Raw genomic sequence first — 24464 nt, forward strand, 5'->3', positions numbered from 1 at the left:
AGCTTTCGAAATGCGTATTGATATGGCTATGATGATCTGGGACCCGGGCAGCCGGCGGCCTTACCGTGACCTCATGAAAGATGCAGTCGAAGCTGCCCAGCTTGCTGAGCAGGCTGGATTCAAAGGCCTCTGGCTCAGCGAGCATCATTTCCAGTCCGCCGGTTTCGATATTTCTCCCAATCCTCTTATGATCGCAGCGCACCTTGCGGGCAATACCTCTCGCATTCGACTGGGGGTTGGAGCTGTCAGTATTCCGCTGTGGCACCCAATTCGAGCTGCCGAGGACGCTGCAATTGTGGACAACATTTCAAATGGCCGCCTTGATATGGGCTTCAGCCGAGGTATCTCACCGATTGATATCGTCAATCTCAATCCGGCTGCGGACAGAGCAAATGCCGAGCAATCCTTCGAAATTTTCCAAGAGAGCGTAGATGTTTTTATCGGTGCCTGGCGTGACGACTGTTTTAAATTCGATGGGAAGCACTATCAGTTTCCCCGTCCTAATCTGAAGCTGCGGCCAACGCCTTGGTACGATGATGATCCTCGCCGGATCGGACCTAACCGGGAAGTACAGGCATTGCACGTCCTTCCGCGCCCATTGCAGGAAACGCCTTCACTCTTCAATGTCTCTGAATCCGTCGCCGGTTTTGAATTTGCGGCACAGCGCGATATGAGCGCGATCACCTGGTTTCCAAATGGCAGCAAGCTCGACAAACTGCTTGATGCCTACCAGGCATCGGCGCGCAAAAGCCGTGGTGTCGAACTGAAAAGAGGCGAGAAGGTCGCTCTCATGCGGCCTGGCTATGTGGCGAAAACTGTTGACGAGGTAAGACGCGTCCTCGGCGTGTCTGCAGTCAATATGGCTGGCTCAATGGGCAGTGACGTTGGTGGCGGCCGGGGCCTGGCAGCGTTCTGTGACGCTGGCGAACAGGAGGTTCTGCCTGACGGTGGCGATGCCTACGACTTTTTCAGAGAGAAAAATCAGTTCTTTTCGGGAACCCCCGACGACGTCATGGCGCAAATGAAGCACTACGAAGAGCGGCACGGCATCCAACATTTCATTTGCTGGCTGAATCCCTACGGCGTCTCCCACCGCGACCTTCTGGCGGCAATATCGCTGTACGGTGAAAAGATCATTCCAGAAATGCAACCTAATTCTCCACGAGCTAGCACATAGGATCCAAAATGCGTAAGATCATTCACCTTGATACCCTTCCCGATTTGAGAAAGGCAGGGCTTTCCCATGCGGTTGAGACAGATGATTATGTCTTTGCTGCCAGTATGGCTTTGTCGTTCGACTTGCCCCGTCGCAAAGATCCGGCGGCCGGCACGGTTGCAGAGGAAACCCGAATCGCCATGGAGCGTCTTGAGGCTCGCCTGAAGGTGGCCGGTTGCACGCTCCAAGATGTTGTCAAGATGACCTGCTATCTTTCTGACAAGACGCACAATGCCGAGTTTCGTGAGGTTTACAATTCGTATTGGGAGGAAGGCAACCATCCGGTCCGCCTGACACTGGTTGTCGGTCTGGCGCTTGACTGCCGCGTCGAACTGGACGCTATCGCCGTAAAGCCCCGTACAACAATGGCATAAACAGAACGAGCGTATCGGCGCATAGCAATCGCGGCGCTGGATGTCTGGGAAGCCAAATTGTGCCGCCGCACGACGTAGCCTGTGGCAGCGCAAGCTCGGTCAAAAGCCCGTATTTATGCTTGTCAGCCTGCTTGCATGCGCTGGCCTGAAAAGGTGGATGCGCACCATTTGCGCGACGCCGGAAGCGTCATTGCCATGACTGTTGTCCGGCCGCGCTCACGAAAATTTTCCCGTGTTGAGCCCGGATGCTTGTCGCAGGCCGCTGGTTCGACGGAACCTTGCAGGAGGCCAGGCGTTTCTCGGGAAAGAAAGCCAATATCATGTACCAACGACACGGGCCAGACGGGTCCTTCAGACACATGGGTGGATTAGGGCAGCGATTCTATAGAAGTAATGACTTCATCCACACCGGCCTCGCATGGTGGCGCGGGCACCGGGATATGGAATAGACGATCGTGAGGTATCGGAGAACTGGAAAAAGGCTATCCCTCGCGACACTTTACGCGCTCCAACTGCTGCCCACCGATCTCTCCGCCAACGATGCAAACGCGGCACTGCAAGCCAACGTTCGCGATGGGTTGATCGTTCACAGCAACCAGCTGTTCCGATTTGGGCACGGTTCGCGCGGGCTTCCTGGCCGGACTTGGCGATAAATGGCGGAAGGTGTTTTTCCGACATCTGCCAAACCCAATGTTTCCAGGAACGCTGTTTCTGATGACGCGCTTGACGGTGCAGCAGTTCGCGAGAACATTCTTTTTGAAAGATCAATGGCTTATTGTTCAGGATATAATTGAGTGGGGGCATCAGCGACGGCGTGGGTCAATGCTGCTGCGCGAAACAGCCCGCAGTTCAACGCCGGGCCATAGATGCGAGTAACGTGAGAAACTCGAGATTGTTGCGCAAGTTGAGATGGTTGCGTTTTCGGGGCACCATTTGCGTCGACCCGGCCCATTAATTGCTCAAGGGAACTTCAATATTGCAGCCAGATCACCGCGCTCATTGGGATTGAATTTGCTCAATGATGCAGTACATCTTATGCGTCTGTTGTTAACCCCGGCAGTCCAAAGGCTTGCTGGAAGTATGTGCGGAAGGCCACCATCGCGGGGGTCAAGGTTGTTCCATTTCGCCATGCGAGCCCCACATCCATTGGGGGGACCGGATCTTGAATATTGATCGTGTCTATCCGTCGGCCTTCGAGCGACCAAGGCCGGTGGACCATATCGGACAGAATTGCCACCCCCTGATTGTTTGCAACCATAGAACGCACGGCTTCCACTGAGGAGGTCCTCAATGTCACATTTGGTTGGTGCTGGGACTTGCTCCAATACTTCAAGGATGACTGTGCTGCCTCGTCTACTGTGAGCATAATGTATGGCTCCTGAGCCACGTGCCTTAGGCCGACACCATCCGTTTTTAGAAGTGGATGCTGAGCGGAAACCCAAAGGCGCCGCACCGAACTTAACAGTGTTTCTGTTGTCAGCATTGGATTCACAATATTCGAGGTCAGAAGGACGGAAATGTCATAGCGGTTCCTCAACAACCCCTCTTCAATTGACTCTCGGTTAACTTCGTAAAGCTGCACTTTCAATCTTGGAAACAAACGGCGCATCTTCTCGATGTGCATTGGCAAGAAATAACCAATAACTGTATAGGTCGCTGCGACCACCAATTCCCCCTCAACGTCGCTGTTGACGACATTCAGTTGCATGGCCTCATCAATTTTCGAAAGGATGTCATAGGCATGAGACAAAAACAGGCGCCCCGAATTCGTCAGCTCCATGCCTTGGGATGTCCGACTAAAGAGTTGCACCCCGACTATTTGCTCTAAATCTTTGATTGCAGCAGTAATGGCCGATTGCGAGATGTTTTGGTTCACCGCAGCTTGCGAAACTTGCCCGTATTCTGCGGTTGCAACGAAATAGCGAAGTTGGCGAATACTAAGTGACATGTTTTTTCCATTTCCCTGAAAAACTGAATTCGGCACTGCAACAACCGATATCGCTGATCAACTTTCATCAAACTTCCGGTCAAAAATTGGTCAGTAATTGTAAATAGCTGTTCTAATACACTTTTATCGGCACTCGCTAAAGCTGGTATTATTAGTTTATCAGATAATGCCTGTCAAAATAACCTATTTTTCAAGTCAAAATTTTCGCAGTAACGTCGTGAGTAGCAATGGCCTTGAGGTTTTCGATCTATCAAAAGGATGATTAGTTGAAAGAAGTTGTCGACATAAACTGTGACATGGGGGAGGCCTTTGGCCGGTGGCGTATCGGTGATACAAAAGACGAACATCTTCTCCCGCATGTCAGTTCAGCAAACATAGCAGCTGGGTTTCATGCCGGTGACCCAAATCTCATCGACGATACCGTCAGGCTATCGACCGAGCACGGCGTGTCGGTTGGGGCGCATCCCGGATTTAATGACTTGCAGGGGTTCGGTCGCAGAAAGATTTCGGGGAGCAACCGCGAGATCGTCAACGACATAATTTATCAAGTTGGCGCGTTACGCGAGTTTTGCAGACGTTACGGCACAACCATCCAGCATGTGAAACCCCATGGTGCCTTGTACATGGAATTGGCGAGCAATGCAGAGCTCTCGCATGCGTTCGTAAGTTATATGCGTACGGCAGCGCCTAACGTTCCGATATTTTGCATGCATGTATCTGAAACTTTTCGCGCAGCAAAACTGCTTGGGCATCCGGTTATTCGGGAGCTTTATGCTGATCGCGACTATGACGACACAGGATCCATCGTCTTCACGCGTGATGCCGGAAGGCCTGACCCAAAGAAAATCGCCAAGAAAGTCGTCCGCGCTTGTTTGGAAAGTAAAGTTCGTACCGTTAGTGGCAGCGATATTTTGATCGAGTTTGAATCGATCTGCTTTCATTCAGATACTCTTGGAGCACTGGAAATCGTTGGCGAGATGCGCAGCGCACTGCATTCCGAAGGCATCCGGATTGCGCCAGTCTCACAGGTTCTCGAGCAGCAGGCTGCCGGTGTGCTGGAACGTCAATAAGGAAGGCAAGAAATGACCAAATTAGAAATCCGATCGCCACTGCCCGGTACATTCTATCGCGCTTCGTCACCTGATGTCCCGCCATTCCAGGCAGACGGTGCAACTGTCAGAGAGAGTGACATTATTGGCGTAATAGAGGTCATGAAGTCGTTTCACGAAATTCCCGCCGGTGTTTCTGGAAAAAACATCGAGTTCCTCACCGAGAACGAGGAGCCGATCATGGCCGGCCAAGTCATCGCGCAGGTGGAACAATGACGATCCGGTCCGTCCTGATCGCGAACCGCGGCGAAATCGCGGTTCGCATCATCAAAGCGGCCAAGGCGCTCGGCATCCGCACCGTACAGGTCCACAGCGCTGCCGACGCCGACATGCTGGCCGTCAAGCTCGCAGATGAGGCGATCGATATCGGACCGCCGGCGCCGAAGAGATCCTATCTTAACATCGAGGCCCTGATTGCGGCTGCGAAAGCTGCAAAGGTGGATGCTGTGCATCCCGGCTACGGCTTTCTGTCCGAGAACGGCGATTTCGCCGACGCAGTGGCGGCGGCCGGCATGATCTTCGTCGGCCCGAGCGGCGATGCGATCCGCTTGCTTGGCGATAAGGTCGCCGCACGCGAGGTAGCGGCGCGCGCCGGTGTGCCGACCGTTCCGGGCAGCGGGGGCCGCGTGACCGATATCGCTGCGGCGCGCGGCATCGCCGAGCGCACCGGCTTTCCGCTGATGATCAAGGCTGCTGCCGGCGGCGGTGGTCGTGGCATTCGCATCGTCGATACCATCACCGAACTCGAAAAACAGTTTCCGCTGGCCTCGGCCGAGGCGGCGGCCGCCTTCGGAGACGGCGGGCTTTATATCGAGAAGGTCATCACCAAAGCGCGCCATGTGGAGGTGCAGATATTCGGTGACGGAGAAAACTTCGTCCATTTTTACGAGCGCGAATGCTCGCTGCAGCGTCGGCGGCAGAAGGTCTGGGAAGAGGCCCCGGCTTTCCTCCTGCCGCAGGTCGTGCGCCAGAATCTGTGCGAAAGCGCCGTCGCACTCGCCCGCGAAGTCGGCTACAAGGGTGCAGGCACTGTCGAATATCTCTACGACGAAGACGCCTGCGAATTCTACTTCATAGAAGTGAACACCCGCATCCAGGTCGAGCACCCGGTTACCGAGATGATCACCGGTTTTGATCTGGTGCAGGAGATGCTGAAGGTCGCGGGCGGCGCGGCGCTGTCGGTCGCCCAGGACGACATCCAGCCCCGCGGCCATGCCATTGAATGCCGCATTAACGCCGAAGACCCTTTCAAGGGATTTGCGCCCGCGCCGGGCCGGATCGAGCGCTTTTCGGTGCCCACTGGTGAGAATGTCCGCTTCGACACCATGCTTTATGAAGGTTACACGATCCCACCATTCTATGATTCGCTTCTCGGCAAGCTCGTCGTTTGGGGTGAGACCCGCACGGAGTGCCTGGAGCGTCTGCGCAAGACGTTGGGCGAGCTCAAGATCGAGGGCGTTGCCACAACTATCCCGCTGCATCAGGCGCTGGCTGCAGCACCCGCTGTGAGATCCGGCGCTTTCCACACGCGCTTTCTCGAAGGCTGGCTCGAAACGTATTTTTCTCCCCAGGACAATGCAAAGCCGGAGGTTGCCTGATGCCCGCACGCTATACATTCGGCGGTGACGAACACCTGTTCGTCGAATGCAGCGACGAGATGTCGCTCGAAGCCTTCTTCAAAAGCCTTTCGATGGCGACGGGCGTGCGCGAGAGCGAGATCAAGGGCGTGACGGAGATCTGCCCGGCCAATGCCTCGCTGCAGGTCAAGTTCAATCCCGACATCATCAAGCCGGACGACCTTCTCAAGGAGGTCCAACTGATCGAGGGAGCGGCGGATAAAGCCGAGCCGGTCATCAACACCCGGATCGTGGAAATCCCGGTCTTCTACAACGACCCGTGGACGCATGAGACGCTAATGCGCTTTCGCGAGCGCCATCAAGAGCCTGGCGGCACAGATATGGATTACGGAGCCAAGATCAACGGCTATCAGAACGTCGAGAGCTTTATCAAAGCCCATCACGGTTCGCCCTGGTTCGTGTCGATGGTAGGCTTCGTCGCCGGTCTGCCGTTTATGTACCAGATGGTCGAACGCCAGCGACAGATCGAGGTGCCGAAGTACCTGCGGCCGCGCACCGACACGCCGCGACTGACGGTCGGCCATGGCGGTTGCTTTGGCTGCATCTATTCGGTGCGCGGTGCCGGCGGCTACCAGATGTTCGGCATAACGCCGATGCCGATCTTCGACGCGACACAGACGACGAGCTACCTTCGCGATTTCATGGTCTTCTTTCGGCCTGGCGACATCGTGAAGTTCAAGCCGATCGATCGCGAAGCTTACGATCAGGCGGTCGAGGATGTCGACAAGGGGCGGTTCGCGCCGCTGATCCGCGCGGTTGATTTCGATCTGCGCGAGTTCCAGAAAGATATCGACGGCTATAACAAGACGCTGGAGGACACTCTCTATGGCCATTAAGGTTCTTCATCACGGCGTGGCCACGAGCGTTCAGGATCTTGGCCGGCCAGGTTATTTTCATCTGGGCATCCCCATGGGCGGGGCGATGGACCGCTATGCGATGCGCGCCGCCAATCTGGTCGTCGGTAACGACGAAGGCGCGGCGGGCCTCGAAGCAGTCTTCATGGGGCCGAAGCTGGAGTTCGCGGCGGATGCGCTCGTCGCGGTCACCGGCGCGGATATGCCAGCCAAAATCGACGGCGAGCCAGTGCCGGGCTGGACGGCCTTCAAGGTTAGGGCTGGCCAGGTTCTCTCTTTCGACTTTCTCAAGGGGGGAGCACGCATCTGTATCGCCGTATCCGGCGGCATTGATGTTCCCTTGGCACTCGGGAGTCGCTCGACCTATCCGATCGGCGCACTCGGCGGTTACAATGGACGGGCGCTTGCGCCCGGCGATGAACTGCCCGTCGGGCAGGGATCCCTGGCGACCGAGGGGCGGACGGTTGCGGAAAGTCTGCGTCGCATGCCAGGCATGCCGGCAGAGCTGCGCGTCCTTCCAGGCCTTTACTGGGACAGGCTCACAGATGCAGCCAAAGAGAACTTTTTTGCCGACACATGGAAGGTTGCGCCCGAAGCAGATCGCATGGGGTATCGCTTCCGCGGCGGCCGGAAAATCGAATTCATCGAGCGCAAGCAATCCTTCGGCGCGGGATCGGATCCCTCGAACATCGTCGATAGTTGCTACCCCTACGGATCGATCCAGGTCCCGAGCGGGACCGAGCCGATCATCCTGCATCGGGACGCCGTCTCCGGCGGTGGTTACTTCATGGTCGGAACGGTCATCTCCGCGGACATGGACCTCATCGCACAGCTGCAGCCGCATACGCCGACACGCTTCGTCGAAGTGACAATGGATGAGGCACTGGCAGCTCGAAAGGAAAGGAGCGCTCTCATCGAGAGACTTCGATCAAGCCTTAACTAAACCAACGCCAAGAAAAAAGGGGAATGAATAATGCGTAAACTGGGACTTTATCTTGCCGCCTGTACCGCCATCATGACGGGCCTGTCGGCCAATGCACATGCAGACAACTGGTATCCCTTTCCCGCCCAGAAGATCGAGCCGCCGTTTGCGGCCGACGGCAAGTCCGTCGATGTCGACTACACCCCGCTGGAAAAGGCCGAGAAGCCCTGGAAAGTCTGCGTCTCCTTCCCGCACATGAAGGATGCCTACTGGCTCGGCGTCGATTACGGCGTCGTCCAGCAGGCCAAGGACCTGGGCGTCAAGTTGAACGTCGTCGAGGCCGGCGGCTATACCGAGCTTGCCAAGCAGATCTCACAAATAGAGGACTGCGTGTCGAGCGGCGCGCAAGCTGTGATCATCGGCGCGATTTCCTTCGACGGTCTCAACAATCTCGTCAAGGAAATCACCGCCAGGGGCATTCCGGTCATCGACGTCATCAACGGCATCTCGTCGCCGAACGTCACGGCCAAGTCGCTCGTCTCCTTCTATACGATGGGGTTCGAGACGGGGACATATCTTGCCAAGAAGCATCCGGCCGGTGGCGAGCCGGCGAAGGTAGGCTGGTTCCCAGGTCCGGCCGGCGCCGGCTGGGTCGAAGCCGCCAACAAGGGCTTCCTCGAAGCGGTCAAGGGATCGTCGCTGCAGATCCTCGATCCAAAATTCGGCGATACGGGCAAGGAAGCGCAGCTCAAGCTGGTCGAGGACGTGCTGCAGGCGGAACCGGACATCAAGTACATCGCCGGAACGGCGGTCACTGCGGAAGCCGCCCAGGGTCTGATCCGCGAGCGCGGGTTGAAGGGTGAGGTAGAACTTCTCTCCTTCTACATGACGCCCGGCGTTTATGAAGGCATCAAGCGCGGGTTCATTGCCGCATCACCGGCTGACTCGATGGTCATCCAGGGCCGTGTCGCCGTCGATCAGGCGGTTCGCGCTCTGGAGAAGAAGAACCTTATCAAGCATGTCGGACCGAAGATCTTCGTTCTCGACTCCGAAAATGTCGGGTCGGTCAACAAGGATAGCATCCTCCCACCCGATGGTTTTAAGCCCGCGTTCTCCGTGAACTGAGGTTGCCATTCCCAGAGGGCGCTCCGACAAATCCTGCCGGAGCTTGAAAAGGAGAGTTTGTCATGCAGAGCGCGACAACGCCGCTCGTCGAGATGACCCATGTGGGCCGCACCTTTCCTGGCGTGATGGCGCTTGATGGGGTCAATTTCCAGCTCATGCCGGGCGAAGTGCATGTGCTCTTTGGAGAAAACGGAGCCGGGAAGTCGACCTTGATCTCCATTCTGTCCGGCGTCTATCCGCAGACGTCGGGAAGCGTGAAGCTCGATGGCGAGGAGGTTGCCTTTGCATCTGTGGCGAATGCCAAGCGAAAGGGCATTTCTGCGGTTTTTCAGGAGTTCTCGCTGGTACCGACGCTGAGCGTCGCCAAGAACATTTTCCTCGGCGCCGAGCCCATGATCGGACCCTTCATCGACCGCGCCAGAATGGAGCGGGAAGCGCGCGCTCTCTTCGATGATCTCGGCTTCGACATAGACGTGCGCGCCTCCGTCGTCTCGCTATCACGGGCGGAGCAGCAGATGACCGAGATCGCCAAGGCGATCCAGTCAAATGCCCGCGTCCTCATCCTGGACGAACCGACGGCATCGCTGACGGAACGCGAGACGGAAACACTGTTCCGCATCGTCAAAGAGGCGACGGCGAGGGGGGTCGGGATCGTCTACATTTCCCACCGCATCCAGGAGTTTTCTATCATCGCCGATCGCATAACCGTCCTGCGCGACGGCAGGCTGATCGGGACGGTCAATATCGGTGATACGACCTCCGAGAACCTCGTCGAGATGATGACCGGTCGCGCCATCGGCCAGATCTATCCGACGATCGCGCGTGCGGCCGAACCGACGCCACGGATGGCCATCCGGTCGCTTCGGGCAACCGGCGTCGACGGCGTCGATATTGATGTCAGGGCAGGCGAGGTGCTTGGCGTTGCCGGTCTCGTGGGAAGCGGCAAGTCCCGTGCGTTCCGTGCAGCCCTTGGGCTGGCTCCGATCCATGCCGGTAAGGTGCATCTCGACGGGTATGAAATGACAGGCGCACCGACGCGCCGGTTCCTTCGCAAGGGGGTATTCTACCTGCCGCCGGATCGCAAAAACGAAGGCCTGATGCTGAGTGCCACGGCTCGCAGCAACATCAATCTCGGCCTGCTGTTCCGTGACGACATCGCCACGCCGACGGGCATTTCGAACCGCCGCCAGAATGTGTTGTCGACAGGCATCGGCCGCAAGGTCGATCTGAGCGATGCCTATATGGCACGGCCGATCGCAAATCTTTCGGGCGGAAACCAGCAAAAGGCCCTGTTCGGCAAGGGATTCGGGCGGGATTATCAGGTCTATATCTTCGACGAACCGACTGTTGGCGTCGATATGGGTACCCGGGCGGCACTCTACCGGCTAATTCAGGAACTGGCCGAGGCCGGCAAGGCCGTCGTGGTGATCTCCTCCGACTTGCCCGAGGCCATGAATCTTGCTCATCGGCTGATCGTCTTTGCCGGCGGCAGGATCACGGCCGAACTGTCGGGCGCGGACATCGATGAAAATAACGTGCTCAAAGCATTCTTCAAGAAAGAAGGGAAGCCGCATGACCGGCAGAACTGAAACCATTTCGGAACCCGAGGCCCGCTCGATATTTTCTCCGCTCCGTTTCGTCAGGCAACTTTTCCTGCGTGCAGGCGTCCTGCCCTTCTTCCTGGTGATCGCGGTGATCGTTTTCGCCTTCGCTTCGGCGCAGTTTCTGACGGTGCAGAACCTTACGAACGTCGCCCGTCAGTCGGTCTATCTCGTTCTGGTCTCACTGGGGCAGATGCTGGTGCTGATCACCGGCGGCTTCGACCTTTCCGTCGGAACGGTGATCGCCCTGACATCTGTCGTCTCCGCCTCGACCATGGTGGCAGTCGCGACGATGTTTCCTGACTCCGTATGGCTGGTCATTTCGCTCGGCCTGCTCGCCGGTTTCGCCGCTGCGCTCGTCATAGGCCTGCTCAATGGCGTCGGCATTTCGGTGTTCGGAGTTTCGCCGTTCATCATGACGCTCGGCGTCCAGTCCGTCGGCGCAGGCACGGCTCTGTTTCTTACAGGTGGCGTACCGATCGGCAACTTACCCTACGAGTTCAGCGATTTCTTCGGCTTCGGCCGCATCGCCGGTATTCCGGTGCCCGTCCTCATCGCGCTCGTGACCATCGTCGTTATGTGGCTCGTCATGAACCGCTTGCGAATTGGTACACAACTCTATGCCGTGGGCGGCAATCTCAAGGCGGCCCATCTGTCTGGTATCAACACGAAGTTCACGCTATTCATCGCCTATGTCGTCTGTTCACTGCTTGCTTCGTTCGCCGGCATTCTCCTGACGGCGCGAGTCGAGAGCGGCGAAACGAATCTTGGCGGCACCGTGGCTCTCGAGTCGATCGCGGCCTGTGTCATTGCCGGCGTTTCACTGCGTGGCGGTATCGGACGGGTTGAAAATGTTGTCCTCGGCGCTTTCTTCATCGTGTTGGTCCAGAACGGCATGAACGTTATGCAGATCGGATCCTACATGCAGATGGTCCTGCTTGGCAGCCTACTCATTCTTGCCGTTATCATCGACCAGTTGCGCTACAAGATGATGCTGCGGCGCTGAGCATATGAAAGCGAGACGCTTGCCATGAAGAAGCCTGACGGTTCCTGGGACAAATTCGATGATAACATTGTCGACTACACCCTCGAAGCGCCAAAGTCGGGCAAGCGCCTTGCTCTCGTCACGCTCGTTTTGATCGATGGCGCTTCGCCCCGGACGCTCGGAGCCCAGATGGCGGTGGACGAGGACGGCGAGGAGGCCGGTGCTGAAATCGTTCGCCTGTTTAATCAATGGCGCGCGCCCGAAATCGCCATTGATGCGAGAACGGCCATCGTCTTCCTGTTTCATGATCACGATTGGGAAGAGGAACTGTTGCCGGCAGTCTTCAAGAGCGCGGATATCGATCGCATCCATGGCCCGGCCGGGATCTTCGGTGGCTCGAAGAGTGCCGCAGACATCGCCCTGTCGATCCTGACGCAGGTCGTACAGCTTGATCTCCATCCCCATGCCCATGACCACAGACTGAACCAGATATCGTCTGGCTTGCCCGGCGTGTCTGATGCGACCCTGATCCCATCAATACCCCAGAGAGCCATGCCATGAAGCCTCCCGCCAAACGCCAGCTCCATATTCCAAGCTCTCTAGCCGACGCGCTGGAGATATTTGAGCGTTTCGGGACGGCTGCGGAATTCTTCGCAGGGGGCACCTGGATCATGCGGGCCGATCATCGCGACGAATCCGACGAGAGACACTACATTTCGATCGCCGGCCTGGAGGGCATGACGAAAATCGAGATGGCGGATGACCGGATCCGGATTGGCGCGGGCGTAACGCATCGGCAACTCGCAGAGGCGCTTGCCGGCTCGCCGGGTCTTGCCGCGTTGGCGCATGCGGCCGCCAAATCAGCCAATCCGGCGATCCGCGCCATGGCGACGGTGGGCGGCAATATTTGCAGTTCACGCTTTGCCGCGGCAGACCTCGTGCCGGCGCTGTTGTGCCTGTCGGCTTCCGTCGAAATCGTGACAAAGGCCGGAAACAGGACATTGCCACTCGAGGATTTCCTTGCCATCAGGGATATCGGACAGACAGGCATTCTATCGCGTGTGATTGTTCCACGGTCGTCGCATCCTTCGACGCATATCCGGTTACCCCTGAAAAAAGCCGGTGACTATCCCGTCGCGATCGTCAGTGTTTCCGCAAGTCTCGATGCCGCCGGCAGAATCGCGGGGGCTGTAATTGCAATTGGCTCTGTCGAACCTGTCGCCCGGCGTTGGAAAAGCCTGGAAGAAGCGATACGGGGGGCGCAGATAAATCCCGAGGGTATTGCCGCGATTGCCGCAGAACGCAGCGGCGAGTTGCATGGCCGCGATGGCGTGGAAGCGCCTGGCTGGTATCGGGTTAAGGTCGTGCCGGAGCTGGTGCGGCGCGCCTTCAACGATTTGCTCGCTTAAACAACTGGAGGTCTCGATGACGGTGAACCTGATGATCAACGGCGAGGAGCGGGCATTCTATGGCGACCCCATGACGCCGCTGGTCGATGTTCTTCGCGACGCAATGCTGCTCACTGGCGCAAAGGCCGTGTGCCGCGAAGGCTTCTGTGGCGCCTGCATGGTCCATATAGATGGCGTCCCGACCCCGTCCTGTCTGAAACCGGCCGGCCTTGCCGCCTACTACGAGATCACCTCAATCGAGGGCCTCGGCATCGAGGGCGATCTCACGCCGCTGCAGCAGGTGTTCGAGGATCATGACGTCGTGCAATGCGGCATGTGCTTCCCGGGCATGGTTATGACGCTCACGCCCTTTCTGCAGGCCAACCCAAATCCGACGCGCGACGACATCAAGCAGGCGCTTGTCGGGAATATCTGTCGCTGCACTGGATACGAACGTATCATCGATGCTGTCCAGTCCATGCAGACCGCCGTGGAGATCGATCAATGACGGTTGAGGTAAAAGAACCCGCTGTAATGAACTTTGCGCGCCGCGATGCGCGCGACAAACTGCGGGGGCGCACGCAATACACGATCGATCACGTTAAACCTGGCACACTGCATGCGGTTCTGCTGCGATCCGAAGTTGCTTCTGCCCGCATCGTGCGTATGGACCTGTCGAAGGCGAAGAAGATGCCGGGCGTGCGCGCTATCGCGACAGCGGAAGACGCGCCCGGCTTCTTCGGCATCGGCATCGCCGATCATCCGCTCTTCGCCAGGGAGATCATCCGCTATGACGGCGAACCGATCGCTGCTGTCGCGGCCGAGACGCTGGAACAGGCGAAGGCGGCGGTTGCGGCAATCGAGCTGGAGCTGGAACCCTTGGCGGTGTTGCTGACAATGGCCGAGGCGCTGGCAGAAGGCGCGCCGCTCATCCACAAGGATTGGAAATCCTACGAAGTTTTGCTCGAAGGTGCGGCACGCGGCGGCAACGTTGCATGGGAGGCGAAGGTCGCGCGGGGTGACACCGCAGCGGCCTTCGCCCGTCCCGACGTCACGATCATCGATAGCTGCTTTACGGTTGGACGGCAGAATCATGTGCCGTTTGAGCCCAGGGCTGTCGTCGCGACCTTTGAGGACGAGCGATTCCATATCAAGACATCTACCCAGGTTCCCTGGACAGTGCGCAATGTGACGGCACGGGCGCTTGGCGTTCCGGCATCGCAGATCCGCGTGACGGTTCCACCGGTCGGCGGCGCGTTTGGCCTTAAATTCGATTGCTCGCTGGAACCATTCGCCGCGATCCTTGCCCGCAAAACTGGTCGTCCCGTTGGTCTCGTCAACTCGCGTAACGAGGAAATGCTGACCTGCCTCTGCAGAGAGAACGCCGAGATTCGAATCCGCTCGGCTGTGACGAAAGAAGGCGAAATCGTCGGAAGAGAGGCCACTGTGCTGATGGACTGCGGGGCTTATGGCGGTGAGCAAATCTTCTTGACGACTATGACGGCGCATACGCTCGGTGGCAACTACAGGCTGGGCTCTGTTCGCCTTTCAAGCCGGGCTGTCTATACCAATACAGCGCCGAACGGAGCGTTTCGCGCCTGCAACGGAGTATACAACACCTTTGCGCTCGAACGGCATACCGACGAAATCTGCGAGGCGATCAGCATGCATCCGATGGAGTTTCGACGTCGAAACGTACTGGGTGACGGCGACATTGGCTCCACGGGGCAGGTATTCGAAGGCGAAGTGCTGCGTCCAATGCTGGAGAAGATGGACGCGCTAAGGGCAAAGGCGCCGGCACACAAGCACGATGGCGACAGGCGTCTCTTCGGACGCGCAACGACCGTTGGCACATGGTTCGTTTTCGTTGGACCATCGGCTGCGACCGTCAATCTCAATATCGATGGCAGTGCGACCTTGATTACCTCCGGAGTTGAAATCGGGTCGGGAACGATGATGCATTCCCTGCCACAGCTCGTCGCAGCCAAACTCGGCATTGCGCCGAAAGATGTGATCGTCAAAGGGGCTGATACTGATGCCGCCGGCTTTGACCTCGGCGTCGGCGGTGGACGTGCGACTGTTTCTCTTGGCGCCGCCAGCACGGCCGCCTCGGAAGAGGTGCGCAAAAAATTGTTGGCCGCCGCAAGCGAGCTTTTGCAGACGCCAGCGGAAAACCTTGAGCTAGGCTGCGGGCGCGTTTCAATCCGCGGCGTGAAAGGCTCGGGCATGACGATCGCCTCGGTAGCGTCGCATATCCAGAACACTATCGGACCGGTATCGGGCACCGGCGCTTTTACGGCGCCAGGCGTCCAGGCGATGGCCGGGTGCGCCATGGGTCACTTCATTGATGCCATTGATATTCCGATTTTCACGGTTCACGAATGCGAGGTCGCCGTCGATCCGGACACGGGACATGTAGACGTCCTGCATTACCGCGTTGTGCAAGACGTCGGGCGCGCGATTAACCCAAGAGCGATTTATGGCCAGATTCAGGGCGGTGTGGTCCAGGGGCTGGGTTACGCACTGCATGAGGAAATGTCCGTGGGGCCCGCCGGGCGAATATTGCAGAGCAACTTCGAAACCTATCGATTGCCGTTGGCACTGGATGCCGTTCCAGTCGAGATTGAGCTTCATGAGGGCGCGCCATCGATCGGCCCACTTGGAGTGAAAGGAGCCGGAGAAGTGCCGATCCTGAATGTCGGAGCAACTATTGCCTGCGCGGTTTCGCGCGCAATAGGCAAGCCCGCCAACGAGTTACCGCTCACGCCTCCACGGGTTCTCGGCTTGATTGTGAACAATCCGCAACACCTTGATCACCCACATATCAGCACCAACTGGCCTGACAACACGATACCTTAAAGTGCGACCAACCGCTGTGGATGTTAGTGATAGATAGAGTTCAATAAAGGAGATATCATTCATGACAGTTACTTTCGAAGGTACCGCCAACAGTATACGGGATATTGTTGGCCCGAACGCAATTCGCATCGTGTTTTCGGCGTTTGCCGGGAGCCTCTTTCTAGCAGTATTGGCGCAAATTACAGTTCCATTCTTTCCCGTCCCCATGACCCTTCAATCGCTTGGGGTCATGCTCGTCGGCCTGACATTCGGTTTTCGGCTGGCAACAATGACTGTGGGTCTTTATCTCATCGAAGGTGCGCTGGGCTGGCCAGTGTTCGCTGGCTTCACAGGCGGTCCGGCAGTGTTCATCAGCGGAACAGGTGGTTATCTGTTCGGCTTCTTCGCAGCCTCGGGCGTCATGGGACTGCTGATCGACCGTGGGGCTGGAAAATCTTTGCTTGGCCGACTACTGGTCGCCTACCTTGGGAACATAATCATTTTTGCTTTCGGCGTGGCATACCTGAGCAGTCTTTATGGGTTTTCAAAGGCCCTCAGCTACGGACTTTACCCCTTCGTAATGGCGGATCTGTTGAAGGTCGTTTTGGCTTGTCTAACCGCCAAGGTAGTTCTGACCATCGTCGCTTGCTGTCACCGCCAAGTGAGAAAACCAAAGAACTAAAAATGGTCAGGGTAACTCAGTATCGGCAGCCTCTGACATAGAATAAATCTTCGGGACAAATTGTGCGGTGTTGGTCTTGGGTAGGCGTTTTAGTTGGAGGCGCTTCAAATTACCGTGATAGCAAGTGGTGGTGATCCTCAGATCAGCGGGAGATCGATCAGATTGGAATCTGAGGGCGCCGGGCGTTTCGTCGGGGCGACGGAAAAGACCTCAATGCAGGTTTGTCCTTTTACTTTTCCCGTCTCTGGATCTTGACCAAGGTAGAGATTCGCGTGAATCCGATAGAATGGATCTGTCGCGGTATGTGATAGGTTAGGCACTCATATTTCCCCGGCCATTTTTCGAAAACCTCCTTAGCTCCGTCATCATAATCAATCAAGAGTACCACTGGATGCGGCATTTGCGATGCCGGAACTGCTCAACAGTTCCTTGCATCGGAGCATGAAGAATTTAAAGTTACCGGTCTCTCCGCCAAACCGTAGGTCATCGTGAACTGTAGTCGCAGAATTGATGATCCGGATTCCGTCCACGCCGCTTATTGATCATAACCGAGAACAGCTTTGATTTCCAAAAAGTCGTCGAAGGCGTAGGCACCACGTTCCCGCCCGTTTCCGCTTCTCTTGTAGCCGCCGAAGGGCGCGGCAAGGTCTGTCATACCATTAAGCGTGATGTGTCCAGCGCGAAGCCGTCTTGCGACAGCGCGGACCGCATCCAGATCTGCGCCATTCACATAGGCCGCAAGGCCAAATTCTGTGTCGTTTCCAATTCGGACGGCGTCATCAACAGTGTCATAACCTATGATTGACAGGACAGGCCCAAAGATTTCCTCTCGAGCGATCGTCATGTCGTTGTTAACGTGAGCGAAAATGGTCGGTCTGACAAAGTAGCCATGCTCAAGATCAAGTGGACGGCCAGAGCCGCCGGCGACAAGGGTTGCGCCTTCAGCGATGCCCTTGTCGATATAGGCTTGGACTTTCTCCCACTGCGACTTCGATGCAACGGGTCCCATGCTGATGTCCGATCGAGGACTGCCAACGGAGATTTCGCTGACGGCAATTCGTGCTATTTCTATTGCCTCGTCCATCCGCGACAAGGGAACAAGCATTCTTGCAGGAGCATTGCACGACTGCCCGCTGTTCACCATGATTCGGGAAATTCCCATCGTCACATGTTTTGCAAATAGTTCATCGTCCAAAATAATGTTCGGACTTTTGCCGCCGAGTTCCTGATGGACGCGCTTTACGCTCTCCGCAGCGTTTCTCGCCACATCTATGCCCGCGCGTGTAGAACCCGTGAATGAGATCATATCGATCCCTGAATGTTTCGCCAGCGCAACACCGACGCCTTGACCGTCGCCATGGACAAGATTGAATACGCCAGCAGGAATGTCAGCCGAGTGAATGACCTCGGCAAAGACTTGTGCGGAGAAAGGTGCCATCTCAGACGGCTTCAGAACCATGGTACAGCCGGTAGCCAGCGCTGGTGCGACCTTGCAGGCAATCTGGTTTAAAGGCCAGTTCCACGGCGTGATAAAACCACAAACACCAATGGGCTCGCGCAGCACCCGGGTCGTACCGAGGCGACTCTCGAATTGGTACTCAGCCAGCGCCGAACTGGCAATTGCAAATTGCTTGCGCGCGTTCGGAACCTGGGCGCTATGTGCAAGCGAAAGCGGCGCGCCCATTTCCTCTGACACGGCCTCCACAAAGTCATTATGCCTGCGGTCGAACCCGTCAACAATGGCGTTCAGAGCATTGATCCGCGTTTTCACAGACGTGGTCGACCATTCTTGAAACGCAGTTTGCGCCGCACGTACAGCGTGGTCAACATCAACGTCATTTCCAAGCGCGACAGTGCCACAGGGTTCTTCTGTTGAAGGATTGACTACGTCAAGATGCCTCGCCAGCGTTGGCTTGACCCATCTGCCGTTGATGTAAAAGGATGTGCAGTTTTTCATGTTGATACTCCAGTATACCCTTCCAGTTCAGGTGAATGGTGAGAGATCGGTCTCGCCGCCGGTCGCTGTTTGCGGCACTGCCAGCGCCATTGCCGCGCTGCATCAGGGCTTAGAACGCGCGCAACCCGGCGAAAGCTGCGGTTGCGATGAAAGCACGCTCGGGCCGTTGACCTTCTTGCCGTGGCTGGCGATGGGTAACTTGGGCAATCGCCACGAATTGATTGACACGGATTACACTGTCTCATCGGGTTGATCTTTGATCAGCAGGGCGCGGCATTGGCCTTTCGCCAAGAACAAGGGACAGCGGGCGCTCCATAGCGATCGAACGCAGAAGATCCATCGAAACAGGGTGGACGCCGGAAAGCGTCTCATTAATCGAAAACAGCTTGGTCAGGCACTCTTGCGGCGTAAGAATCGGGAAATCACTCCCAAACAAGATTCGGTCGGCCACATTGTATTCGGCAGCAGACATCAGGAAATTGTAGACTTGCCAAGGTTTCCCGAGTCTGGCCGAAAGATCGGTAAACACGTTCTTGCGGCGGGCCATCACACTGATCGTTTCCCATAGCCAGGGCTGTCCAAGGTGGGCAATTATGATCTTCATCTTCGGGAAGGCGGCTGCTACTCGATCAAGCAATATGGGATTCGCGTTCTCGATCAGACATCTCGGATCGAAGACCCAGCCTTGATGGAAGACGAGAAACAGTCCCAGTTCGTCAGCGCGCCGGTATAAATCCCAGGCTTCAGGCGCATGTGGATGAAAATCCTGATAGGGAGGCGAGAGCTTGATGCCCTTCAAGCCCATCACAGCAGCTTCGTCGGCCTTGCGCAGTGCGTCAGGGTCGTTCGGATCGATGGAGGCCACGCCGATCCGCCTGCCAGGGTCGCGTGCGGCAATCTCGGCAATGAACTCATTTGGTATGTTCAGTTCGATTGCTCTGCTTTGCAGTCCGACGACCAGGCAGGCACCGATGCCGCTGGTCTTGAGGATATTCTCGAATTGCTCGGGAGATGCCTTGTGGGCGCTTCCGCTTATAAGCATTGTTTTCCAGTCGCCGAGGTGTTCAGGAAGCCAGCAATGCATATGCCAGTCGATGACAGACAGCAAATCGGTCTTGGAGAGCACACAGTCTGATTGGGAAGGAAAACTGTTCACGCAGTAATCACCTTTCGGGTGAACAGCGACACAATCGCTGCATGAGGATGCTAATAGTACTGGAATTCTTGAGGTATTTGCAATACTATCCCAGGCCCGGCCTTGCCGCAAGCCTGCTGATACATTTTTTGGAAAGTACCCGTTGATGAAAGCTCCACGACTGATCCTTCTTTCCGGTTTCCTGGGCAGCGGGAAGACAACTCTGTTGCGGCGCGTCATCGATATCGTATTGCCGAATTCTGCTGCGGTAATAATCAACGAGTTTGCTGACATCGGCATAGATCAGCGGCTCGTTGAAGCGGCAGACCGGCCAGTCCAACTTGTTGCCGGCGGATGTATATGCTGCGCCATGCGTGACGAGGTCGAAGCCGCTACGGAAATGCTGATGCATCGGCGTTCGCGTGGCGAGGTTCCGGATTTTGATACACTGTTTGTCGAGACGACAGGTCTTGCTGACCCAATGGCGGCAATGACCACTGTTCTGCGCGCCGGCCGAGAAACCAACAACATCGAATCCGGTACGATCCTGACGACCCTGGATGCAGTCCATGGCCAAGACCAGTTGGGAAGGTTTGTAGAGGCCAGACAACAGCTTGCGGCGGCAGACCTCGTTGTCGTGACAAAGTCGTCTCTTGTGCGTTCGGAGGCGATGGAGAGGCTGCTTCGTGCCGCACGGAAAATAAATGCACATGCACCGATTCTTGATGGGGCCTGTTCCGATGATGAGCTTTTGAAAGCTCTTGGCCGCGCAAGTGCGGGGAGGCGGAAATTTACTGCCGTCGAGACGACGTCTGCCTCGCATACGGCCAATGTTCAGGTCATTAATCTAAGCAGTGCAACCCCGGTACGGCTCGAAGCGCTCACTGAATGGCTGTATGAAATCTGCCACACGTACCGGGATGCGATTTTGCGGGTAAAGGGAATATTCAAGATCGCCGGCCTTAACCACTCCCTTGCGGTTCATTGCGTTTCTGGCGTGGCCTATCCGGCAGCGCGAACGATTGTGCCGGCAAGCCATGCTCCCTGCTGCGAGGTGGTGGTCATCACAAGAGACGTCGATCCTCACTCAGTTGCACGCAGTTTTGAGGCCATGGCTGTGGCGGCGGAACTGCCTTCTTAGCCCGTGCGTTATATAACTTGGGATTTGCTCGAATTTGATTGCCGACTGCGTTATGCAGCCTTCCCTTTAAAGCCAGCCACGGGAAACCCGGGCCGTAAATGCCTGCATGTGCGCCTTGCCCTGCTATTTTTTTTCGGAACCGGAGTGGAGAGTTTGTGAATCCGTGTTTTCGCTGCTGCTCAAGGCATCATAGTACTGGCCGAAAGAGGCGGGTGCTTCGCCGATACGGGCAACATTGCCGATATCGTTAAGCTGGGCATAAACTCCGAACTGGTCGAGTTCTGCTTCTTTAAAAAAGCGCTTAAGCATCGATGCGTCGCTCGAAGCCGTCAGGTCATCCCACGGTATTTCTTCCCGTGAGAAGAGACGAATGTCGTCAGTCTGGTTCGGAGGCGACAGCAATGAGGCACGGTAAATAATCACCATCCGCCCTGTTTCTTTGAGCTCAAAGACTGAATAGAGGAACGATAGCTGGACGTTTACTCCGATTCGCTTGAATAGCTGGTTCAGCGAGCCCGCCTGCGGGTCGCCGGTCATCTGCACCTCGGGCAATGACCAGTTTTTGCCATCGGCGCTCCGTATAAGCAAAATCTTGCTCTCACGCAGCGCGATACATCCCAGCGTAGCGCTTCCAGGCGCAGATTTGTTCAGCAGATCCTGCTGTATGCTGAGGGAGACGTAACTCCCTTGCGCGTAGACCAGCGGACGCTTGGATGCTGTTGAGTAGGCGAGAACCTCCCCGATGAGGATCACGTGGTCTCCGGCCTCATGTTGAGAGTAAAGCTTGCAGTCGAGCGTGGCAAGATTATCGGCAAGAAGGGGCGCCCCGAGAACACCGGGCGACCAATCGACGTCCTCGAACTTGTCGATACCCTTCTTTGCGAAACGGCTCGAGGTATTTCTTTGCTCTTCACTTAAGATATTGACCGCAAAAGAATTGCAATTGGCGAAGCTATGGTAGGATTTTGCCGTCTTGGCCAGGCAAACCAGGACGAGAGGAGGAGACAGAGACACAGATGTGAAGGAGTTGGCGGTGAAGCCCTGAGGGTTGCCGTCAGTGTCGCTCGCTGTCACGATTGTAACCCCCGTGACGAATGCGCCGAAACAACGACGAAGATCTGCGGGATCGATATTTGCAGACGGGGTTGAATTTGTCATCTGTTCTACCTTGGAAACATGGTTCGTTTTTGGTGGTATCGCCAGGAACTCTATCGCAGAGTTGGTTATCGGAGTGCGTCACATACTAAAGGTATTTGAAAAATGTAAGGATGTAAAGCGATATGTGGCCAGGTGATATTCAAGCCTGAAAACGCATTGACATCCTGATCAGCAATTGGGATACTTATAGTTTCTAAAGTCTGATAGGATGAGATTACTCCATGCGAGCGGTTCAATGAGCAACATTCTTCTAGTCACAAGCGGCCTTCCCACTGAAAATTCGACCTCAAGGCGCATCGCGATGGCTCTGACCAGCCAGGTCAAGCAAGAAATTCCGTCGGTGTCGGTCACCGAGCGGTTTGCGGCGACCATCCCGCACGCAGGAAATGCCCTGATCGAGGCGCACGCGACCGACATGAATGAACGTACGAGCGAGCAGGAGAACCTGATAGGCGCTCACGATGCGATCGTTACCGAAGTAGAGAAAGCCAGCGTGCTGGTCCTTTCGGCGCCAATGTACAGTCTTACCGTTCCTTCTTCAATCAAGGCGTGGATTGATCATCTTAACTGGAAGGGCCGGACCTATTCTCCCTCAAAGGACGCTCGCGAAGGTCTGGTGACTCGGCGGCGTGTTTTTGTCGTCATAACGCGCGCGATTTCGATTGCAGCAACGGATCCAGGCAATTTTCAGGAGCCGTTTCTGAAATCTATTCTCGATTATCATGGTCTCACGGGAGCCGAGTTTATCGTGGCGGAAAAAACCGGAACGCCTGAGGGTACCACACAAATCGAGAACGCACTTCGCACCGCCAAATCCGCTGGTGGATCAGTTGCGGCCTGGCTCCGCGATGGGTAATAGACAGGCCAGCGAAGGCAGCGGCCTTTGTTGGTATGCCTCCCGTCGGACATGCCCGGCACAGGTTCAACAGCGGTGGCTGAATGCGGGTGTTTGACTTTTGTGCCAATCGACAAGACAGGCGGGATGGTTCTCTTCAATAAAGAAGGGGCGGCTTCTTCAAAGCCGCCCCTTCCCGACCGGGGAGGTGGCGGTCTTCGTATGTCCTAGCTCACTTCTTCCTTTTGGCCGAGGCAGCCCGAGATTGTCCCGCAGCGTCTTGCCCTGATAGTCCCTGCGGTATATCCCACGCGCCTGGAGGACCGGAATGACCAGGTCGATAAAGTTGTCAAAGCCGGTGGGATAATCGGATGGTGTAACGATGAAGCCATCGCACGCTTCCTTCACAAACCATTCCTCCATGACATCGGCAACTTCTTCGCCCGTCCCGCAAGGAATAATGAATCCTCTTCCAACAGCCATCAAATTATAGATTTGCCGCCATGATAGATTTTCGCGTTCGGCCCGGGAGAACATAACACGCGAATAGCTTTGGCTGAGTTCCGACTTGGGCAAATCGGGCAGGGGCCCATCCAATGGATATTGGGACATATCATGCCCAAATCGTGCAGATATTGTTCCCATAGCAAGCTTTTCGTCGATGTACGAGGTAAGCTGGTCCAGCTTCTGGTGGGCCTGTTCGGTTGTTGCAGCGGGGACAGGGAAAATGCCCGGCATGACTTTGCAGTGAGCAGGGTCCCGGCCCGCAGCGGCGACCCTGCGCTTCAGGTCAGCGTAGAACTCACGCGCTTCGTCAATATCCTGCTGGACAGTGAAAACGACCTCCGCATGCTTGGCAGCAAAATCCATGCCAGAATCGGAGGAACCGGCTTGGAGGATCACAGGATAGCCTTGCGGAGGACGAGAGGAGTTCAATGCACCGTCGACAGAGAAATATTTCCCTTTATGTTCAATATGGTGGACTTTCGCCGCATCAAAAAATACGCCGGTGTCCCGATTTCGAACGAATGCGTCGTCTTCCCAGCTGTCCCAGAGTTTCTTGGTTACGGTAACAAATTCATCTGCAATCTTATAGCGTTCTTCATGCGACGCGAGGGCCTTGCCGAAGTTTTTCGCAGCCTGGTCAGACGAACTCGTGACGACGTTCCACGCGGCGCGGCCCCCGCTAATGTGGTCGACCGAGGAGAACTGCCGTGCCACATTGAAAGGGTCACTGAAGGTTGTGGAGACCGTTCCTCCCAAGCCGATGTGCTCCGAACACATGGCAAGCGCTGCCAGCAATGTGGTCGGTTCGATCTTGGCGACTTCCGACGGGTGGGCCGTCGGATTATATGCCAGATTATCGGCAAAAAACGCAAGATCAAACCTGCCGCGTTCGGCTGCTTGCACGATCTTACACAGGTTTTGAATGTTCTCGTTGTCGTCATACGCGCCTGGAAGACGCCATCCAGCGAGAAATGACCCTGTACCATATACAAACGCTCCAAGATGAAGCTGTCGTCTATTTGAAGTCACGCAACGATCTCCTTCATCTGTCT

At 56.3% G+C, this 24464-nt stretch carries 24 protein-coding genes; 18 read left to right on the forward strand and 6 right to left on the reverse strand.

Translation table 11 applies throughout. The annotated features are described in order from the left end of the window. Positions 1 to 10: 10 nt before the first annotated feature. On the forward strand, positions 11 to 1177 hold the full coding sequence (locus AC6CHM_RS24290; protein WP_498175764.1) for an LLM class flavin-dependent oxidoreductase: 1167 nt from the start codon (positions 11 to 13) through the stop codon (positions 1175 to 1177). Between the two features lie 8 nt (positions 1178 to 1185). Next, a complete protein-coding gene (locus AC6CHM_RS24295) occupies positions 1186 to 1590 on the forward strand; it encodes a RidA family protein (protein WP_498175766.1) in 405 nt (134 codons plus the stop codon). Positions 1591 to 1712: 122 nt separating this feature from the next. Here the strand turns inward: AC6CHM_RS24295 and AC6CHM_RS24300 are convergent, their stop codons facing one another. Both AC6CHM_RS24300 and AC6CHM_RS24305 read right to left on the reverse strand, forming a co-directional pair. Further along, positions 1713 to 1925 (reverse strand): hypothetical protein, encoded by a 213-nt coding sequence (locus tag AC6CHM_RS24300; protein ID WP_498175768.1) that lies wholly within the window; start codon positions 1923 to 1925, stop codon positions 1713 to 1715. A gap of 698 nt (positions 1926 to 2623) precedes the next feature. After that, entirely contained in the window at positions 2624 to 3538 is a 915-nt protein-coding gene (locus AC6CHM_RS24305; RefSeq protein ID WP_498175770.1) for a LysR family transcriptional regulator, read from the reverse strand. Between the two features lie 266 nt (positions 3539 to 3804). Between AC6CHM_RS24305 and AC6CHM_RS24310 the strand changes: the two genes are divergently transcribed. The 13 genes from AC6CHM_RS24310 (at position 3805) to AC6CHM_RS24370 (ending at position 16679) form a co-directional block, all read left to right on the forward strand. Continuing rightward, a complete protein-coding gene (locus AC6CHM_RS24310; RefSeq protein WP_498175772.1) occupies positions 3805 to 4608 on the forward strand; it encodes a 5-oxoprolinase subunit PxpA in 804 nt (267 codons plus the stop codon). Positions 4609 to 4620: 12 nt separating this feature from the next. Beyond that, on the forward strand, positions 4621 to 4863 hold the full coding sequence (locus tag AC6CHM_RS24315) for an acetyl-CoA carboxylase (protein ID WP_498175774.1): 243 nt from the start codon (positions 4621 to 4623) through the stop codon (positions 4861 to 4863). Further along, the gene (locus AC6CHM_RS24320) at positions 4860 to 6245 is read left to right on the forward strand and encodes an acetyl-CoA carboxylase biotin carboxylase subunit (protein WP_498175776.1); all 1386 of its coding nucleotides are present in this window, start codon (positions 4860 to 4862) and stop codon (positions 6243 to 6245) included. The genes AC6CHM_RS24315 and AC6CHM_RS24320 overlap by 4 nt, the downstream gene beginning before the upstream one ends. After that, positions 6245 to 7120: a 5-oxoprolinase subunit B family protein gene (locus AC6CHM_RS24325; protein ID WP_498175778.1), complete on the forward strand. Its 876-nt coding sequence runs from the start codon at positions 6245 to 6247 to the stop codon at positions 7118 to 7120. The genes AC6CHM_RS24320 and AC6CHM_RS24325 overlap by 1 nt, the downstream gene beginning before the upstream one ends. Then, a complete protein-coding gene (locus AC6CHM_RS24330; protein ID WP_498175780.1) occupies positions 7110 to 8081 on the forward strand; it encodes a 5-oxoprolinase subunit C family protein in 972 nt (323 codons plus the stop codon). The genes AC6CHM_RS24325 and AC6CHM_RS24330 overlap by 11 nt, the downstream gene beginning before the upstream one ends. A gap of 30 nt (positions 8082 to 8111) precedes the next feature. Continuing rightward, a complete protein-coding gene (gene torT, locus AC6CHM_RS24335) occupies positions 8112 to 9185 on the forward strand; it encodes a TMAO reductase system periplasmic protein TorT (RefSeq protein ID WP_498175782.1) in 1074 nt (357 codons plus the stop codon). 62 nt (positions 9186 to 9247) lie between these two features. Next, entirely contained in the window at positions 9248 to 10774 is a 1527-nt protein-coding gene (locus tag AC6CHM_RS24340; RefSeq protein ID WP_498175784.1) for a sugar ABC transporter ATP-binding protein, read from the forward strand. Continuing rightward, entirely contained in the window at positions 10758 to 11792 is a 1035-nt protein-coding gene (locus tag AC6CHM_RS24345) for an ABC transporter permease (protein WP_498175786.1), read from the forward strand. Before AC6CHM_RS24340 ends, AC6CHM_RS24345 begins: the two co-directional genes overlap by 17 nt. Positions 11793 to 11816: 24 nt before the next feature. Beyond that, complete coding sequence (locus AC6CHM_RS24350) at positions 11817 to 12332, forward strand: XdhC family protein (RefSeq protein ID WP_498175788.1); 516 nt, start codon at positions 11817 to 11819, stop codon at positions 12330 to 12332. Next, on the forward strand, positions 12329 to 13180 hold the full coding sequence (locus AC6CHM_RS24355; RefSeq protein WP_498175790.1) for an FAD binding domain-containing protein: 852 nt from the start codon (positions 12329 to 12331) through the stop codon (positions 13178 to 13180). The genes AC6CHM_RS24350 and AC6CHM_RS24355 overlap by 4 nt, the downstream gene beginning before the upstream one ends. 16 nt (positions 13181 to 13196) lie before the next feature. Further along, positions 13197 to 13667 (forward strand): (2Fe-2S)-binding protein, encoded by a 471-nt coding sequence (locus AC6CHM_RS24360; RefSeq protein ID WP_498175792.1) that lies wholly within the window; start codon positions 13197 to 13199, stop codon positions 13665 to 13667. Beyond that, positions 13664 to 16018 (forward strand): xanthine dehydrogenase family protein molybdopterin-binding subunit, encoded by a 2355-nt coding sequence (locus AC6CHM_RS24365; protein WP_498175794.1) that lies wholly within the window; start codon positions 13664 to 13666, stop codon positions 16016 to 16018. Before AC6CHM_RS24360 ends, AC6CHM_RS24365 begins: the two co-directional genes overlap by 4 nt. A 61-nt stretch (positions 16019 to 16079) precedes the next feature. Then, the gene (locus AC6CHM_RS24370) at positions 16080 to 16679 is read left to right on the forward strand and encodes a biotin transporter BioY (protein WP_498175796.1); all 600 of its coding nucleotides are present in this window, start codon (positions 16080 to 16082) and stop codon (positions 16677 to 16679) included. Positions 16680 to 17214: 535 nt separating this feature from the next. On the opposite strand, the gene AC6CHM_RS24375 is transcribed toward AC6CHM_RS24370, so the two are convergent. Continuing rightward, on the reverse strand, positions 17215 to 18636 hold the full coding sequence (locus tag AC6CHM_RS24375; protein ID WP_498175798.1) for an aldehyde dehydrogenase family protein: 1422 nt from the start codon (positions 18634 to 18636) through the stop codon (positions 17215 to 17217). Between AC6CHM_RS24375 and AC6CHM_RS24380 the strand changes: the two genes are divergently transcribed. Further along, complete coding sequence (locus AC6CHM_RS24380; protein ID WP_498175800.1) at positions 18635 to 18889, forward strand: hypothetical protein; 255 nt, start codon at positions 18635 to 18637, stop codon at positions 18887 to 18889. The genes AC6CHM_RS24375 and AC6CHM_RS24380 overlap by 2 nt on opposite strands. On the opposite strand, the gene AC6CHM_RS24385 is transcribed toward AC6CHM_RS24380, so the two are convergent. Then, on the reverse strand, positions 18878 to 19792 hold the full coding sequence (locus tag AC6CHM_RS24385) for an amidohydrolase family protein (protein ID WP_498175802.1): 915 nt from the start codon (positions 19790 to 19792) through the stop codon (positions 18878 to 18880). The two genes, AC6CHM_RS24380 and AC6CHM_RS24385, sit on opposite strands and share 12 nt — an antisense overlap. 145 nt (positions 19793 to 19937) lie before the next feature. Between AC6CHM_RS24385 and AC6CHM_RS24390 the strand changes: the two genes are divergently transcribed. After that, positions 19938 to 20912 (forward strand): CobW family GTP-binding protein, encoded by a 975-nt coding sequence (locus tag AC6CHM_RS24390; RefSeq protein ID WP_498175804.1) that lies wholly within the window; start codon positions 19938 to 19940, stop codon positions 20910 to 20912. Positions 20913 to 21035: 123 nt separating this feature from the next. Here the strand turns inward: AC6CHM_RS24390 and AC6CHM_RS24395 are convergent, their stop codons facing one another. Then, positions 21036 to 22070 (reverse strand): flavin reductase, encoded by a 1035-nt coding sequence (locus AC6CHM_RS24395; RefSeq protein WP_498175806.1) that lies wholly within the window; start codon positions 22068 to 22070, stop codon positions 21036 to 21038. Between the two features lie 235 nt (positions 22071 to 22305). On the opposite strand from AC6CHM_RS24395, the gene AC6CHM_RS24400 reads away from it, so the two are divergent. Further along, on the forward strand, positions 22306 to 22926 hold the full coding sequence (locus AC6CHM_RS24400; protein ID WP_498175808.1) for an FMN-dependent NADH-azoreductase: 621 nt from the start codon (positions 22306 to 22308) through the stop codon (positions 22924 to 22926). Positions 22927 to 23085: 159 nt separating this feature from the next. On the opposite strand, the gene AC6CHM_RS24405 is transcribed toward AC6CHM_RS24400, so the two are convergent. Then, positions 23086 to 24441, reverse strand: coding sequence for an LLM class flavin-dependent oxidoreductase (locus AC6CHM_RS24405; protein WP_498175810.1), 1356 nt, complete (start codon positions 24439 to 24441; stop codon positions 23086 to 23088). Between the last annotated feature and the right edge of the window lie 23 nt (positions 24442 to 24464).

This window comes from Phyllobacterium sp. GQ127 (assembly GCF_059758635.1).

Bases quoted from the DNA above. Each gene is read 5' to 3' on its own strand.
- AC6CHM_RS24345 (WP_498175786.1), top strand. From the start codon at position 10,758: ATGACCGGCAGAACTGAAACCATTTCGGAACCCGAGGCCCGCTCGATA.
- AC6CHM_RS24290 (WP_498175764.1), top strand. From the start codon at position 11: ATGCGTATTGATATGGCTATGATGATCTGGGACCCGGGCAGCCGGCGG.
- AC6CHM_RS24400 (WP_498175808.1), top strand. From the start codon at position 22,306: ATGAGCAACATTCTTCTAGTCACAAGCGGCCTTCCCACTGAAAATTCG.
- AC6CHM_RS24330 (WP_498175780.1), top strand. From the start codon at position 7,110: ATGGCCATTAAGGTTCTTCATCACGGCGTGGCCACGAGCGTTCAGGAT.
- AC6CHM_RS24370 (WP_498175796.1), top strand. From the start codon at position 16,080: ATGACAGTTACTTTCGAAGGTACCGCCAACAGTATACGGGATATTGTT.
- AC6CHM_RS24375 (WP_498175798.1), bottom strand. From the start codon at position 18,636: ATGAAAAACTGCACATCCTTTTACATCAACGGCAGATGGGTCAAGCCA.
- AC6CHM_RS24295 (WP_498175766.1), top strand. From the start codon at position 1,186: ATGCGTAAGATCATTCACCTTGATACCCTTCCCGATTTGAGAAAGGCA.
- AC6CHM_RS24380 (WP_498175800.1), top strand. From the start codon at position 18,635: ATGTTGATACTCCAGTATACCCTTCCAGTTCAGGTGAATGGTGAGAGA.
- AC6CHM_RS24390 (WP_498175804.1), top strand. From the start codon at position 19,938: ATGAAAGCTCCACGACTGATCCTTCTTTCCGGTTTCCTGGGCAGCGGG.
- AC6CHM_RS24360 (WP_498175792.1), top strand. From the start codon at position 13,197: ATGACGGTGAACCTGATGATCAACGGCGAGGAGCGGGCATTCTATGGC.
- AC6CHM_RS24320 (WP_498175776.1), top strand. From the start codon at position 4,860: ATGACGATCCGGTCCGTCCTGATCGCGAACCGCGGCGAAATCGCGGTT.
- AC6CHM_RS24340 (WP_498175784.1), top strand. From the start codon at position 9,248: ATGCAGAGCGCGACAACGCCGCTCGTCGAGATGACCCATGTGGGCCGC.
- AC6CHM_RS24315 (WP_498175774.1), top strand. From the start codon at position 4,621: ATGACCAAATTAGAAATCCGATCGCCACTGCCCGGTACATTCTATCGC.
- AC6CHM_RS24305 (WP_498175770.1), bottom strand. From the start codon at position 3,538: ATGTCACTTAGTATTCGCCAACTTCGCTATTTCGTTGCAACCGCAGAA.
- AC6CHM_RS24355 (WP_498175790.1), top strand. From the start codon at position 12,329: ATGAAGCCTCCCGCCAAACGCCAGCTCCATATTCCAAGCTCTCTAGCC.
- AC6CHM_RS24395 (WP_498175806.1), bottom strand. From the start codon at position 22,070: ATGACAAATTCAACCCCGTCTGCAAATATCGATCCCGCAGATCTTCGT.
- torT (WP_498175782.1), top strand. From the start codon at position 8,112: ATGCGTAAACTGGGACTTTATCTTGCCGCCTGTACCGCCATCATGACG.
- AC6CHM_RS24325 (WP_498175778.1), top strand. From the start codon at position 6,245: ATGCCCGCACGCTATACATTCGGCGGTGACGAACACCTGTTCGTCGAA.
- AC6CHM_RS24365 (WP_498175794.1), top strand. From the start codon at position 13,664: ATGACGGTTGAGGTAAAAGAACCCGCTGTAATGAACTTTGCGCGCCGC.
- AC6CHM_RS24350 (WP_498175788.1), top strand. From the start codon at position 11,817: ATGAAGAAGCCTGACGGTTCCTGGGACAAATTCGATGATAACATTGTC.